The sequence below is a fragment of the Stenotrophomonas sp. YJH_SMC_19 genome (genome assembly GCF_059367915.1).
In genome coordinates this window covers 311173-325044 of record NZ_JCAFRI010000003.1, presented here as the reverse complement: position 1 = coordinate 325044, position 13872 = coordinate 311173, and the positions used below count along the sequence as shown (strand labels likewise).

Genomic DNA, 13872 nt, shown 5'->3' with positions numbered 1-13872 from the left:
CATGCCATTGATAGGCAAGGCAATTGCGCTCATCGCTGAAGGTATGGGTGGCCAGCTTATGCTGGAGCTGCCGGATGACCTGCCGCCAAGTTTCGTGCGGGAAATTGTTGACGGGGCAAACGAGCGGATTGTTCAAGAAATCAAATTCGCGATGTTCGTTCATGAGGCGCGGGATGACGTCAAGGAAATCATGCCTCGCGTGGATTTCCGCGAGCTTGCGATGTTCCGTCAAGGGCGGCATCTCGCAGTGACATATGCGAGCAAGAATCGCGGGATGTCCACCTATAGCAGCGTCTACCCCCTACTTCTTAGCAGTGGTTTCCCCTCCATCCAGTCTGGCGAGGCAGGAGCTGGGGTAGCAACACTTGAAGACTTCTCAGCTGCTCTGGCGGTTGTCCTCATCGAGGAGTGTAGTTCCCTCGAAATCTCACATGAGCAACTTGCTTCAGTCACCCGGGGGATTGTGAAATTTCTCGCGGATGCTTACGAGCTCTCCGTCGGTGGGAAGGCAAGCGTTTCCCGCGACTGGTGGCTGCACGTTAAGCAGTGGGCCGAGAATGTAGTGGCATTCGCAGGGGGGCGTGGCTCCAGGACGGGAGCGTTCTTGTACGGCGCCGCGGGCTTGCCGAATCCTGTCTCCTCCGATGGCCTTGCTATCGCGCCCAAAGACTACGTTCGGAAGCTCGAAAGCGATTGGATCGATGCGGATGGCATTCGTGTAGAGCTCGGTCGCCTCGGGATGCTGGGTGACGAGGCTTCTGGCGCGAAGACGCTGGAGAAAATCGATTGGGCAAACGTTGTTGAGAGCTCAGAGTACGACAGCGGCTCGGCGGTGGCGCGAGTCGCTGCGTCTGCAACTGCTGATCAGGAGCTCAAGACAGAGGGCTGGGCGGCGATCGACGAAGCGACGTTCAAGTCGTCTAGTAGAAATGACCGCATGCAGATGGAGATGCGGCGAAATGGAAAAACGCTACCTTCTCCGTTCCCGAATGCCGTACCAGTACTAATCGCGACAGCCGGAGACCAGTTTGAACCGGGTTCGCGCTCTTCTACGTACCTCAATATCGAGATCGTCGTTCCGCTCTCTGACGGCGCTGAAGTGCCTTCTGCCGTGCTCGATGGTTTTGAGCTTCCACAAGTAAGAGTGCAAGGCGTCGGAACTTATCGAGGCTCTTCATTCACGCTTAAGTCTGCTGTCAAGGTCGCAGGGAGCATGCACCTGCTGGGCGACCTCACCATCAAGACTGGAAAAGCGAAGCAGAGCGACCCTGCTATATTGCTGGAGGCTCCTGAGTACCTCCGAAAGGTGGAGCCTCTGAAGTTTGTGCAGATTCGCTCATCTGAGTGTGGGCTTTGGCTGAAGGAAGAGTCATCAAAACGTCAGGCGCCACGCTTCTGCGTTGTCGACGCTCATGGGGCAATGGAGGCGACCCTTCTTGTCAACAAACCATCTCGCTATGAATTTGCTCTTGCATGGGGGCATGAGCTCCCGTTCGATCAGTCCACTTGGCAACTGGGCGACGAGCATCTTGAGTGCTCGTCATGGTCAAGTGCGGATGGTGCATTCGCTATTGGCACTGAAGACCTCACGTCGACTGTTGAACTCAAGCCCAAGCCTGACCCTGGTTGCAACCTGAAAATTTTGCTCGACGTTGCATCTACGGCGGCAAGGCCTCTCTCTCCTTTCGTAGCCGCAGCTACTGGTGCACGCCCTGCGACAGATAGGCTGCTCGAGCCTTCGGTGCTTGGCAAGCTCGAGGCAGAGTTCAATTGCATCATCAGAGAACTAGCTGAAGGGCACGCACTGGGCGCAATTCAAGCAAGTAGTTCCAAAGTTGCTGAGCAATTCGAGACTATCTGTCCCGGCACAAAGGCTGCTACGAGCCTGGCTGGTCGCTTGGACATATATCCTGCTCAACCTACTGCTGCTCTGCTCGAGCTGCCTGAGTACAAAAGGCTGCGTGAATCGTACACAGAACTTGGATTGGTAGAGCTCTCGCTCGATACAGAGGGCAGGGAGAAGTCTGGCGAGCTGACAGTGTCTCGACTTCCGCTCGACTCGCTGGATCGAGAGCGGATCGGGGCCGTGTTGTCGGCTTATAGGGAAGTGCTCTCAGTCTCGGCCACTCTCCAGCCTTCAGATCGATTCTGGGCCAGGAATCCTTTCTCGGTCGCGGTGTACCCTGTTGGTAGTGGTGTACAGCAAGTTTGTGCAGTCCTGCTGAGTCCCTTGCATCCCATTCGTCTTGCATGGAGCTGGGAGGTTCAGGTCGGCCTTCGCGAGGCGTATGACGATTCAGCAAGCCCTTCTGCCTCACTGTCACTACTAGATGGCACCAACTTCCCTGCACTGGTCAGCAACCTCGATGCATTCCAGGAAGAGGAGGCCTTCTTGCCGGTGCCTGTGGATGCTCGGCCTTCCGATCTGTATATAGGATGGCATGTGAGCGTTCCGGTTTCTTCGGGATCGCCAGCTATTCCTGACTGGCTTCAGGGAGAGCGATTCCCAGCAGAGGGGCTTTCATCCCTGACTCCCTCGTCAATTTCTACTGCTGTAGATGACTTCTTGCGGGTTTCGCCAGAAGTTCAGACGCTTAGAATCGCAGTAACTAGCAATGTGCCCACTCGACGATCCAACGTGATGGATGAGGGGCTCCTTAGCAAGCTCAGGGAATTGGCAGAGTCAAGCGCAGAGCTCGAGGGGGTCTCCAGCGTAAACATCAAGGATTCAGTCAATCGACATGGGGATATCCCGCCGCTTGGACGGCTTGGGGAGGCTTTGCTGTCGGCACGTCCTGGATTCAATCTCACCTGGCACACCGCGCCAGATGGTGATGTCGCTGAGAACCATGTCACCTTTGTGGAGGGAGGCGCAGCAAGAGCCGGATTCTCCCTTATAGGGAAGTCGCTTGGATGGTTGCCTGATCTGCCGCTTCGAAGGACGCCGGTTCGAAAAAGTGCCATTAATCACTCAGTTCTCGACTACAGTTTGAACAGCGAGGCATCGCGAGAGAGTGGACTCGCCAAGGCTTTGCTTGCGTATGAACAGAGCGATAGCGGCAAAGCATGGGCCGTGAAGATAATGCCCAATTTTTCTGGCGCGACAGCGAACCCCAACTGGCTAGTCGCCGGAGACTTTGGTGTGGATCCGCAGTCCCTGGCTGGAGCTGTAGCCAGCCATGTCGGCGGTAGCTACGTACTTTGGGATTGGCGCCCGGCTACGACTGTTTCTGCCGGAAGAGGCGGGGCTATGCGGGTGCAGCCGTACTTTGTCCTCGCGAGCGTCCCCGGTGCTCTCAGTGGTGCTATTCGCGATCGGTTGAGCCGTCTCAACTCAGTTGCGTCTGAGGATGAGATACGGCAGCGTGCGAAGCTACTTGTTACGACACTGGCAAAGCGCGCCATTGGCCTAAACACTCTACTTTCTGTTGGTCACCATCAGGCAACTGGCGCGATTGGATTTTTCTTTGCGCTCAGTTCTCTACAGCGTTGGGTGGATGAAGCCCCAGCAGGAGAACTGCGCCTGGTACTTCCGGTCGATGCTGTGGATCCTTTCCTTAGGGATACCGTCGGTTATCCAAAGGGGGACAATCGACGTCGAGCTGACCTCATCGCGATATCGGCTCAGAGTACGAACAGCGGCCTGTACCGCGTGAACCTGATTCCAATCGAAATCAAGCATTACGGTCTAGTCAAGACTGAGCGCGAAGTAGGGTTCCCCAAGGCGGGCGAGGAGCGTCTTCGCGAGCATGCCGAACAGCTCAAGATGTATAAGATGCAACTTGCGGAACTTTGCGCCGGCGTGACGTCAGCAGTTGGAAGCAAGGCGTCCATGCTTAGGCAGCGACTACTTGCAGTGCTCGATGCCGGGTTGCAGCTGAACAACACCCAGAGCGCCGATGCTGTCGAAGTCCTTCGGTCTGTAGCGGAGGGAAGGGCTCAGTTCGCCACTGGTACCGGCATTCTCATTTGGTATCAAGCATTCGCCAGAACTGAGGATGGAGAGACTGCTACTTGGGACGAATTTGGTGGCGACTATGGCGATGAGTCAGATCGACGGATTGAAATCCGCATAAATCCTGCAGAATATGACTCTAGCTACTGGGGGGCTTCCGCTGTGGGGCGCTGTCACGATGTTGTTCTTCAAGCGCTTTCGGCGGCGAACGAAGATCAGGTTCGTGAGGCTGATGAGCTTGACGGCCAGCCAGTGGCCTCGCCCGAACCGGCTAAAGGGGGCGAGGTTGAACTCGATGTGAAAATCGCCGATGTCGATAGTCGGTCCCCTAATGGCGAGTCTCCCGATGGCGTAGCTGAGGTCGCTGCAACGGTGTCGACTGCTTTTACCAATTGTGCTGAAACGAGGCTAAGCAGTAAGGTGCTAGAGCATAAGTACGACCAGCTTATCTCGGCTCTTTCGGAATTTCATGTAAAGGTGAACCGACCTAAAGATGGAGTGCCCTACAAAGAGGGGCCCGCATTCGTAGAATATTCTGTCGTGCCGGCCTATGGCGTTTCCGTAAATCGCGTTGAGGCCCAGATCCAAAATCTGAAGCTGAGGATGGGGCTCGCCGCGGATATGCAATTGGGCTGCTCGACCCATATGGGAAACATTGTTATATCCGTCCCGAAGGATGACTCCGAGCGTTACTTTGTAGATGCGGAGGAGATGTGGCAGCGCTGGAAGCGCCCGCGCAAAGGTTTCGTAGTTCCGGTGGGGGAGGATTCCTCTGGTGAAATTGCCGAGATCGACTTTTCTAGCTCAAATTCACCTCACCTGTTGATTGCTGGCGTGACAGGTAGTGGTAAGTCAGAAGCACTTCTTACCATCCTTCATGGTGCTGCGAAATTCTATTCATCTGAAGAGCTCAAGCTGAAGCTCATTGATCCTAAGGGGACGGAACTCAACACCCTCGAGGGGTTGCCGCATACCGATGGCCCGATTGGCAGCATGGCTGAGGATGCCGTGGAGCTCCTTGCTAGCGCTGTTGATGAAATGGAAGATAGGTACCGGTTGTTCAAATCCATGCCTGGCCACGTGAGGAATATCTCTGAGTACCAAGCGTCTGGCGGAGAAATGGCGCGCTGGATCTTGGTGCTTGATGAGTATGCTGATCTGACAAGCGATGATGACGAGCGGAAGAAGATTGAGCAGAGCTTGCGAAGAATCTCCCAGAAGGCCCGTGCCGCAGGTATTCATGTCATCGTGTCGACACAGAAGCCTGTCGTGTCCGTTGTTAATACCGTGGTCAAGGGCAATCTGCCGGGAAAGATCGCACTTCGGGTAAATACTGCCACTGAAAGCCGAGTGGTTCTCGACGAGGGCGGGGCCGAGCAATTGGCCGGTAAGGGTGATGCAATTATTAAAACTGGTAATGGACGGATGAGGGTTCAGTTTGCCCGTTACGATGTTGCCGGGGAGTCGTAGAGCGTCGCGCCCATAGTTCACTGGCTTTGCCGGGTGGCACGAATTAGTCGTGCCACCCGAGTAATGGTTCTCTTGCGCATTTCCGCAGTTCGCAACTCGCACTCCCATACTTTTATAACTCGCCAATTTAAGCTTCGGAGTTCTCTCGTAACCCTTGCGTCTCGAATTTGATTGGATCGAAATTTTTCACGCCAAAAAGTTGAGTTCGAAGCTGGGATTCGCCCCTTTTGGCAGCGGTGCGCATGCCAGAAACACCCATGAACGAAGATTACGGTCCGGAATTTAGGTAGCACAATGTCAGGCCTTCCCGGCAGATGGCGCACATGCAACCGAAATCTGAATCCAAGCGCGTGTAATTCTCGGCGAACGATTAGCTCTGGCTTGGTGTTGGTCGAGCCAATTTGTGACATGCGCTCACTTCGAGCTTCCTTTGTAAGGATGTCTCCCATCTTCCGCTGCTCCAGAAATTTGCTTAAGCGTCCGTCGTGAGTGTAGAACGGATGTGGAGGTGGAAATGCTGGCGATTGGTGATCAGGACGTGTAGGTGGTTGTTCTCCTGATGCATAATTCAAGCGCTGGCCGATACTAGTTGTGGGACCAGCGCTTGGCGCTCCGTAACTGCTGATCGCCAGGGATCGTTTGATTAGGTAGATTCGCCCACCAAGACGGAATCGAGCCAACGATCGATTAAAGTAGCGACGACTTCATCCAAAAATTCCAGCTGGTAATCAATGAGGTCATCTGCAAACTGAACCTGCGGTTGAGCCACTTGCTCGACTTCGGCCTGATTGATCCAATCCCCCAGATGCAGAACTGTTCCTATAACTCGACTCGGTACCTGACGCCAGATAGAGGACCTGTCCAGCTGGTAGGTGGGGCCTGCCACTCGATCTGGCTGAGGTCGAAGCTTGTTCGGAGCTTCAGGCCGTAATGTAGCTTGATCCATTCTGGGCCGAAACCGCGTGGGATGTCGTGCTGATCATGCGCGATACAGACAGATTTGGGATCGTCAGCATCAGCATCAGCATCAAGGTGACGCGGGCCAGGGTACTCCTACCGAGTGGAGCCGACCTTGTGCCGTTGCATCGTTTCGCGAGTGGTCGCTTCCAATCGCCAGCAGTCGTCCAGAAGCACCCACGCGTAGCTCATCTCTACGGCTAGGCAATTCGCGGCATCCACCGTGGAATGCTGGCACATCGCTACGCGATCGCCACTTGACCGCACATGCTTCCCGCTCTCCATCAGCGAATCGTCTGGCATGTACTTCCAAGGGTCACAATTGATCAACGTACTCACGCGTCTATCCCCATCCCGCACCACCTACCAGTCCGGCGTCACCTCCCGCACATCGTCAGGCACCCACGAGCGATCCACTGCACAGGCATCAGCCCCCAGCGCGGCGTCAGCGTCGCAAGCCCCGCCAAACGCTGCGCCAGATAATCCGCAGCCGCACCATCCACCTACTGCAGGCTCTATCGAGACCTGCCGGTATCCATCTTCCACCGACTGCATAGGATGATCCCCCTGCGGCGGGGTATCGAAGTCCTTCCAGAACACTGCCAGCATCATCCCGCCACCGGCAAACGGGTCGATTTGGTTGTAGTAGAGGTTGCCCGGAAGCATGAAACGGTGCGGGCCCAGATTGGTCTCCACCGGCCGCGTCGTGCGGGTGCGGTCGCCCATCGTGCGGGGACTGGTGGCGCCCGTGAGCGTGGCGGCGGTGCTGTCATCCAAGCCCGTGGATGGCGGCCTTACGCGGCCGCTGACAGCCAGTACGGTCACTAGCGCGGCGCAGGCCAATCGGCGTGCCAGTGCGCTGGTCATGGCGAAACTCCTTGCGCGTGATCGAGGGGATGCCGGAGCAGGGGTCTACCGCTGCCCCTGCACTCGCTCGCTGGCCATCACCGTCAGCGAAAGTACCGCCATCAGTAGCCCCTCCATCTGCCGGTCGCCCAGACGCTGTTCTGGCGCGCCGTTCTGCCGCGTGAGCTCCTCAGCCAAGGCCATCGTGACCAGGGAGCGTAGGCCGCCTAGGGTGCAATTGGCGTCGGCCAACTGCATGCGGACGACCTGCATGTGCAGCACGAGATCAGATGCAGGCCGCAGTGGTGGCGGCTAGTCCTAGCAGAATTTGGGCCGTACAGAGGTGGTCCAGCGTGGCCTCCCATCTCGCTGTACTCACATTCGCTATGTGCGCGCTCGTTCCGCAACAATCCGCCCACTCCAATGCGGCATCAGCGGCACAACGCACGGAACATCAATCCATCTATCCGCAAATAGCACAATCACAAGCACCTCCAACGAGTTGTCCGCCAGCATCACGGGTGCACCGTGACAGCTGACCTCAAAGTACCTCTCTCCCGCGTAGCGCGCGTCCTGTACCAGGCCCTCGTGCACAAGTCGAACGGCTTCCTCGCGCATGACAGCAAACTCAGCGTCGGATACCTTCCGAAACGGCCGCAGATCCAAGCCAGCTTTGGGTACATGACAGCTGGCGATCGTCGCAGATAGCGCCGCCAGCAGGGCGGCACCATAGATCACAGGCCTCATTGGACGCTCTGCAGAGAGGGAATGAACTAGAAGGCGAATGGACCGCCGATAACACGTGGATGACCAGCAACCACGCGGCAGATGGCCAGACTCAACTGCACTACTCCCGCACGTGCAACCGCTCAGCCACCTGCGCAGTCAACGCCACACACGCCATCTTCAACCCCTCCATAACCCGATCCCCCAGGTATTCTTCTGGCGCGCCGTTCTGCCGAGTCCGCTCCGCAGCCAGCATCAGCTCCGCCACCACACGCAGCCCGGCTAACGCGCAATCCGCATCCGCCAACTGAAGACACCGCCCAGGCAATTGATGCCGCTCCGGCCAAGGCTGGCCGTCCGCGGCCGCACCGGTTCCGATGCGGTGCAGCGTGGCGACGAAGGAGTTTGGATCGGGGGAGGGTTCGCGCTCGGTCTCGGCGTTGTCCGGATCGTACTGCGCGTGCAGGGAACGGAAGTCCGATGTGTTCATGGCAATGCTCCGTACAGGACAGATAGCAGCGCCACCAGATAAAGGCGGCGGACGGTGCGTGTCTCGAAAACCGGTGAATATCCAAGCCGGCGGGCCCGAAGGCCCCCACGCACCGCCCGCCATGGAACGCGAACGGATTGCCAGTCGGCGCCATCCGAAGATGACGCCGACTGGCAAGCGTAAAGCACTGGGTATTCAGACGGGTTTTCGAGTCCCGCGCCACCCTTTTCCGGTGGCACGCCAAGAGATACCCGTACAGCTACCAAATGCCAAGAAACTGCAGAACCGACGATTGCCAGTCCTGACGCTTTCGGCATTGTCGCACACGGTGTTAAGCCAGCAAGCGATTGCGCTGCAACGGTCTTGGAGGGCTTGGCGTTATTGGCCCCAAGCGCAGGATTACCCGCAGTCAGCGCCTTGGCGCAGGGCCGATCGCGACAGATTGGACCAGCGGTTCAGCCGGGCGGCGCCTCGGCCGGAGGCACGAAGCTCAAACGCACCCGAACCCGCGCATGCCGCGCGACGCCCTCAACCACGACCGGTTCGAAGCGCCACTGGTCCACCGCGGTAAAGGCCGCGCGATCAATCTCCCGCAGTCCGCTGGACCGCACCACCATCACGTTGGAAACGTGGCCCAGCTCATCCAATTGGGCAACCAGCACCACCTGCATGGGAGCCTGCAGGAAGGTATCGGGCGGCGTGGCAGGGGCCGTTGAATACTCAATGGCAGGCGCCTGCTGTAGCTCGAAGGTGGGGTTGTCACCGCGCTCTACGAACACTTCAGTGGAGACCTGCGGGTCTGCCGCCATGGCCATGGTAGGTGTAGCGCCCAGCAGCATCAGAACGAGGTTCAGTGCCAGGGCGGTGTTCAAACGGGGCATACGTGGTTTCCATTCCAGTGCGCTGCCAGCATAGCGGTCATCCCCTGGCATCGCTTGCCTTGAATGCCGGCATGCCGGGCGGCCGCACGGTTCACACAGGCATGCCCGGCCTTGGTCACAGCGCATCGTCGCGCTCCAGGTCGTAGTCGCTGCCGAAGGCGAGCGCCGCCTCGCGCGGCGGAAGGTCTGCGTAGCAGCCCAGCAGGCACTCATCCATGCCGGCATCGCGGTGGTCGATGGCGAACAGGTGGAGGAGCTCCTGGTCGAAGGCTTCCAGCCATGTGGGGTCGATTCTGGTCATGGGCATCCTCCGGTGGGGGGGAGGGGAGGATGGTCTGGAGCTGCCTCACAGCGTGGGATCAGTTCCGCATGGATTCTGGCGGACAGCTCCCTCCGCTGGATATGCTCCACCCGCCGATACCAGGAGTCATCGTCATGGAAGACCTGCTCAATCGATCCGCGCTGCTTCGCCAGGCGATCCTCTCTACGGTGGATCATCCACTGGCGGAGGACTCGCCCAGATTGTTGGCGTCAATGGACGCAGCGTTGCTGAGCCTTGAACACGCAGACGCCCTTCGCACGCTGCTGCAGGCCCGCATGGCGTCCTCTGCGATGGCATTGATGCGCTGCCAGTACGAGGCGTTCACGCGGTCCGTCTGGATCCTGCATTGCGCATCCAAGGGGGAGGTGGCGTTGCTATCCCTGCCGCCCGAAGCTGGAACGAGCGAGCAAAGGTTGCCGATGCTTTCGAAGATGCTGGAAGCATTCGCAAAAGTAGCGGAACTGGACAATCTGCTCTCGCACCTCATCGAGCTGAAGGCCCACGCTTGGGCTCCGCTGAACTCATTCGTACACGCAGGGGTACACGCAATGGGCCGGAGTCGCGATGGCTTCCCCATGCCCTTGGCGATCAACGTCATCCGGATGAGCAACAACCTTTCAATGATGGCGGGGCAGCAACTCGCCATTCTTACCGACGTCCCGGATCTGCAGAAGGACGTGCTGCGGCTGGATGAAGCCTTTGCCGAGTGCCTTCTCTTCGATGAAGAAAAGCGCCGGACCATCGAGACGAGGGCGCCGGTGGAACAGTCGAGCTAGCTGAAGCCAGTAGCCTACATCGACGGCGCCGAAACCCGCTGCTGTTGCTCCTGCGTGCGCTGCATGTCTGCCTGCTCGCGCGCCTGGCGGTGGCCGATTGCTTCTACCTGGTTCAGGCTCTCCTGCACTGGCCGCTGGGCGGCCTCTGCAGTCGCCATGTGAGTGCGAAGGGAGGCAGGGTCGGACATCGCACCCTGCACCACAAAGATGTTGTGTGCGGCCGGGGAGGCAACTGTCTGTCTGCTCAGCACCACATGGTCCGCGCGGGTGATTCCGGCATCCTTGGCTGCAGCCAGCAGGCTGGTAGACATGCGTTCACTGGCGTCATCGAAGGTTCGGCCGTTGGCCTTGTCCAGTGCTTCCACCTTGCCCCGAATCTGGTCCAGCAGCGCCTGATCTGCAGGACTTAGCGAGCGGATGGGCGAGGACTGCATATCTTCAATACTCTGCGTCGGCGGCGAAATGGTGTGGGCGCTGCCGGTGTTCTTCAGCTCCACCCAGCCCAGTCCGTCCTTTCCGAAGTCGCCAACAGGCAGGATCTTTGTGCTGCCAAAGTCGAGGCCATTGCGCTCAAGCTGCTTCGGGTCGAGTCCAAGCTCATGCAGATCGATGCGGATTGCCGGGGGCTGGCGGCCTTCGGCCAGAAAGGCATGGCTCGTCCCGATCACTGATAACGGATAGGTGCCGTAGTAGTTGCGGTAGTCGGAATCGCCGTGCCGGCCCAGCGTGCCAGTGCCGTCGTAGAAGCACTGCTCGACGGCCTTGGTGAGCTGGACGCCGTCATTGTTGGGGCGCTTGGCAAGCGCATCATATGAAATGCCCTCCGCCAGGCTTCTGGTTGCACCCTCTGCCCGAACGCATCGAGAGAGCGAGCGGGACGCAAGCATTGCCTCCAGTCCGTTGTCATCCAACGTTGGATTCAACGCTCTGAATCGGCTATCCAATGCCCGCAGGCCCGAGACCTCCGCCAGTGCCTCGTCCTGTCGTCCCTTGTCCAGAAGCGTGCGCACCGGCTCGGTCAGGTTCACCGAACCTGACCGGGAATCGTGTGATGCGATCAGTTCCTCGCTGTAGGTCTGCTTGAAGTCCCTGAGTGCTGCGGCGCGTTCCTTGGTCAGGATGCCGTGCATGGCCTCGTGGCCCAGCACTTCGGTAAGTCGTTCTTCAAGCCGGGCGCCGGTTACATTCTGGAAATTGGAGGCGCTGATGAAGATCGTTGGCGGGTTTCCATCCGACCCATCCTGGAAGTGGCCACCATTGTGATGTCCGTAGGACACGGCAATCCGGCTGACCTGGCCGCTGGTGGCTGCGTTTGCCAGAAGGTGATTGAGGTAGGGGGAGCCTGCAATGCTGCGTCGGATCGCATCCTCGGCACCACTTGGAAGCTGTTTGTCTGCGCGCAGATCGGCCAACAGTGGCTCGACGCTGGATTCGATTCCCTTCATTTGTCTCCTCCTCCAAACTGGACCGCGTAGACGCAGGTTCTCGCGGTATCACCTTCATTGGAACGATAAGTCAACAGGCTGGTATCCATACCCTGGCTACCACCGGTGATGGGGCGCCGATACTGCCTGATGCCCCCTCTCTGAAATGGCACTTCTCCTCCGGTCCTGTATCCGAGGGCTTCGAGGGCTCGTCCGGCACTTTCGGCTTCCCAGTAGCACACGCCATTCGGAGCATCCGTCACTGGCTGCTTGCCCAACTGATAGAAGATCACCTCTTGGCTGGGGAACTCACGTGCCGACTCAACCGACAGATAAGACGCCCCATAGTTGTAGCCGTCCGTCGTTGCCAGGTCCTTTGCGATGTGCCTGATGCTGACCTTTTCGTCTGGCACGAGCGAGACACCGATTGCAGTGCCGAACTTGTCCGGACTGATATCCGCCCGTGACCTGAGCGAATCCGCATAGGCGAGAATCCGCTTCTGCAGCTCGGTCATGGATATGCGGGCAGGGTGCGTATCTGCGGCAGCGGCACGTTCATTGAGGGCAGACGTATCCGGCGATCGCGCACATGCAGACGTCAGGGCAAGCATGGCCGACAGTCCGGAAATTGCGCCAACGTGAGCTAAATGCGAGATCACATGACGCGGAAGCAGTAGAGGCCGCCAAGTCGAGATCGCGGGAAGCGAAGCTAGCGCCCCTTGGATTGCGGTGCCCATCGGCAAGTCCCTTGCAGTGGAGAGGTCACTATACGGGGCCGACCCCGAGTGACTCTACCCGCCGGGCATTGACCTCCTGCGTTTGCTGGCTGGTTCACACATTCAGCCATCCAGTGCTGAGAGTGCCTGAGCTCTCCACCTGCCCCCCATCCCACCTATGCCATCATCCAGCCAGGACCGCAGCACCCATCAAGGCTGAACAGGCATGGAGCAGGCAACACGCTACACGGCAACGCTGTACCTGGCCGCCCCCGGCACCCCACTGAAGAGCGGGGGCATCTCGCCGCGCGGCCACATGTACCTGCAGGTAGCCGCGGGCGGCGAGGCCCACAGCTATGGCTTCGCACCACCGCGCCAAGTGCCGGGCGAAACCCGCTCCGGCGTGCAGTACGCGCAGGTTCGCCACGATGATGCGGACGAGCATCTGGACCCGTACTACAGCCGCACCCTGGAAATCACCGAGGAGCATTACGGCTGCCTGCGTGATTTCGCCGAGGAACCGGCCGAGTTCGAATTTGATGTGGATCGCCCGGCCACCATCAATCGCTGCAGCGATTTCGTCTGGGCGGCGCTGCACTACGCCGGCCTGCATCCGCTGCCGGCGCCGCTGGATGGCGGCAGCAACCTGGGCGAGTTCGCGGTGTTGTTCAACCTGCCGGAAATCCAGTGCATTGCTGCGCCGTTCCCGGGCAGCGATCTGAATGCCGAAACCCATCACGCGATGCCCGAGCGCGAGGCTGAACATCATCGCCAGGGCGACCGCGCCAGCGATGAGCCGCCACCGACGCCGATTGAAGTGGCCGGCACGCTGCTGGACCCTTCGCATCCAGACCATCGCCTGTTCTCGCAGTTGATCCAGAAAGTGGCCGAGCTGGACGCTGCGCATGGCCGCCCGTTCGATGCGGCCAGCCAGCGCATCAGCGCCAGCCTGCTGGTGCTGGCCAAGCAGAACAATCTCTCGCGCGTGGACCACGTGCTGCTCAGCCAGCCAACGAAGAGCAGCCATGCGGCCGAGAGCATCTTCATCGTGCAGGGCGACCGCAACGACCCGGGGCACCGCCGCGCCAGCATCGCCACCGAGGTGGCGGCCAAGACCGATGTGGCCGATTCGCTGCGCTTGAAGGAGCAGTAACCCGCGCGTCTGCCATACGCGCGCCGGCGCACGCCACGCCCCCCACCTGCTACCATTCCCCCGCAACCCCAGCCAGCCCACCCCGCGCAGACAGATGCGGGGCGGGCCGTCGCAGTACGGCCCAGCGAGCCAGGACACCTTCCCGTGCCCATTCAA

General features: G+C 59.1%; 11 protein-coding genes. 3 read left to right on the top strand and 8 right to left on the bottom strand.

The features are described from left to right. Window position 1: 1 nt before the first annotated feature. On the top strand, window positions 2-5425 hold the full coding sequence (locus tag AC5P5R_RS06055; RefSeq protein ID WP_164281675.1) for an FtsK/SpoIIIE domain-containing protein: 5424 nt from the start codon (window positions 2-4) through the stop codon (window positions 5423-5425). Between the two features lie 17 nt (window positions 5426-5442). On the opposite strand, the gene AC5P5R_RS06050 is transcribed toward AC5P5R_RS06055, so the two are convergent. The 6 genes from AC5P5R_RS06050 to AC5P5R_RS06025 form a co-directional block, all read right to left on the bottom strand. Beyond that, on the bottom strand, window positions 5443-5874 hold the full coding sequence (locus AC5P5R_RS06050; protein WP_019336254.1) for a DNA mismatch endonuclease Vsr: 432 nt from the start codon (window positions 5872-5874) through the stop codon (window positions 5443-5445). Between the two features lie 871 nt (window positions 5875-6745). Further along, window positions 6746-7249, bottom strand: a complete 504-nt coding sequence (locus tag AC5P5R_RS06045) for a hypothetical protein (protein WP_164281674.1) — start codon at window positions 7247-7249, stop codon at window positions 6746-6748. Window positions 7250-7294: 45 nt separating this feature from the next. Further along, on the bottom strand, window positions 7295-7501 hold the full coding sequence (locus AC5P5R_RS06040) for a hypothetical protein (RefSeq protein WP_138984338.1): 207 nt from the start codon (window positions 7499-7501) through the stop codon (window positions 7295-7297). Between the two features lie 574 nt (window positions 7502-8075). After that, complete coding sequence (locus AC5P5R_RS06035; RefSeq protein WP_164281673.1) at window positions 8076-8444, bottom strand: hypothetical protein; 369 nt, start codon at window positions 8442-8444, stop codon at window positions 8076-8078. A gap of 455 nt (window positions 8445-8899) precedes the next feature. Then, a complete protein-coding gene (locus tag AC5P5R_RS06030) occupies window positions 8900-9325 on the bottom strand; it encodes an energy transducer TonB (protein WP_164281672.1) in 426 nt (141 codons plus the stop codon). A 115-nt stretch (window positions 9326-9440) separates the two neighbouring features. Then, complete coding sequence (locus tag AC5P5R_RS06025) at window positions 9441-9626, bottom strand: hypothetical protein (protein WP_172986189.1); 186 nt, start codon at window positions 9624-9626, stop codon at window positions 9441-9443. 134 nt (window positions 9627-9760) lie between these two features. Between AC5P5R_RS06025 and AC5P5R_RS06020 the strand changes: the two genes are divergently transcribed. Next, window positions 9761-10423, top strand: coding sequence for a DUF6988 family protein (locus tag AC5P5R_RS06020; protein ID WP_164281670.1), 663 nt, complete (start codon window positions 9761-9763; stop codon window positions 10421-10423). A 14-nt stretch (window positions 10424-10437) separates the two neighbouring features. On the opposite strand, the gene AC5P5R_RS06015 is transcribed toward AC5P5R_RS06020, so the two are convergent. After that, on the bottom strand, window positions 10438-11868 hold the full coding sequence (locus AC5P5R_RS06015; protein ID WP_172986190.1) for an XVIPCD domain-containing protein: 1431 nt from the start codon (window positions 11866-11868) through the stop codon (window positions 10438-10440). After that, complete coding sequence (locus AC5P5R_RS06010) at window positions 11865-12362, bottom strand: hypothetical protein (RefSeq protein ID WP_032965543.1); 498 nt, start codon at window positions 12360-12362, stop codon at window positions 11865-11867. Before AC5P5R_RS06010 ends, AC5P5R_RS06015 begins: the two co-directional genes overlap by 4 nt. A 427-nt stretch (window positions 12363-12789) precedes the next feature. Here AC5P5R_RS06010 and AC5P5R_RS06005 point away from each other — a divergent pair, with 427 nt between their 5' ends. Further along, window positions 12790-13716, top strand: a complete 927-nt coding sequence (locus AC5P5R_RS06005; protein ID WP_049459195.1) for an XVIPCD domain-containing protein — start codon at window positions 12790-12792, stop codon at window positions 13714-13716. Window positions 13717-13872 lie beyond the last annotated feature (156 nt).

Bases quoted from the DNA above. Each gene is read 5' to 3' on its own strand.
- AC5P5R_RS06010 (WP_032965543.1), bottom strand. From the start codon at position 12,362: ATGACCGAGCTGCAGAAGCGGATTCTCGCCTATGCGGATTCGCTCAGG.
- AC5P5R_RS06030 (WP_164281672.1), bottom strand. From the start codon at position 9,325: ATGCCCCGTTTGAACACCGCCCTGGCACTGAACCTCGTTCTGATGCTG.
- AC5P5R_RS06045 (WP_164281674.1), bottom strand. From the start codon at position 7,249: ATGACCAGCGCACTGGCACGCCGATTGGCCTGCGCCGCGCTAGTGACC.
- AC5P5R_RS06020 (WP_164281670.1), top strand. From the start codon at position 9,761: ATGGAAGACCTGCTCAATCGATCCGCGCTGCTTCGCCAGGCGATCCTC.
- AC5P5R_RS06040 (WP_138984338.1), bottom strand. From the start codon at position 7,501: ATGCAGGTCGTCCGCATGCAGTTGGCCGACGCCAATTGCACCCTAGGC.
- AC5P5R_RS06015 (WP_172986190.1), bottom strand. From the start codon at position 11,868: ATGAAGGGAATCGAATCCAGCGTCGAGCCACTGTTGGCCGATCTGCGC.
- AC5P5R_RS06005 (WP_049459195.1), top strand. From the start codon at position 12,790: ATGGAGCAGGCAACACGCTACACGGCAACGCTGTACCTGGCCGCCCCC.
- AC5P5R_RS06025 (WP_172986189.1), bottom strand. From the start codon at position 9,626: ATGACCAGAATCGACCCCACATGGCTGGAAGCCTTCGACCAGGAGCTC.
- AC5P5R_RS06055 (WP_164281675.1), top strand. From the start codon at position 2: ATGCCATTGATAGGCAAGGCAATTGCGCTCATCGCTGAAGGTATGGGT.
- AC5P5R_RS06035 (WP_164281673.1), bottom strand. From the start codon at position 8,444: ATGAACACATCGGACTTCCGTTCCCTGCACGCGCAGTACGATCCGGAC.
- AC5P5R_RS06050 (WP_019336254.1), bottom strand. From the start codon at position 5,874: ATGGGAGACATCCTTACAAAGGAAGCTCGAAGTGAGCGCATGTCACAA.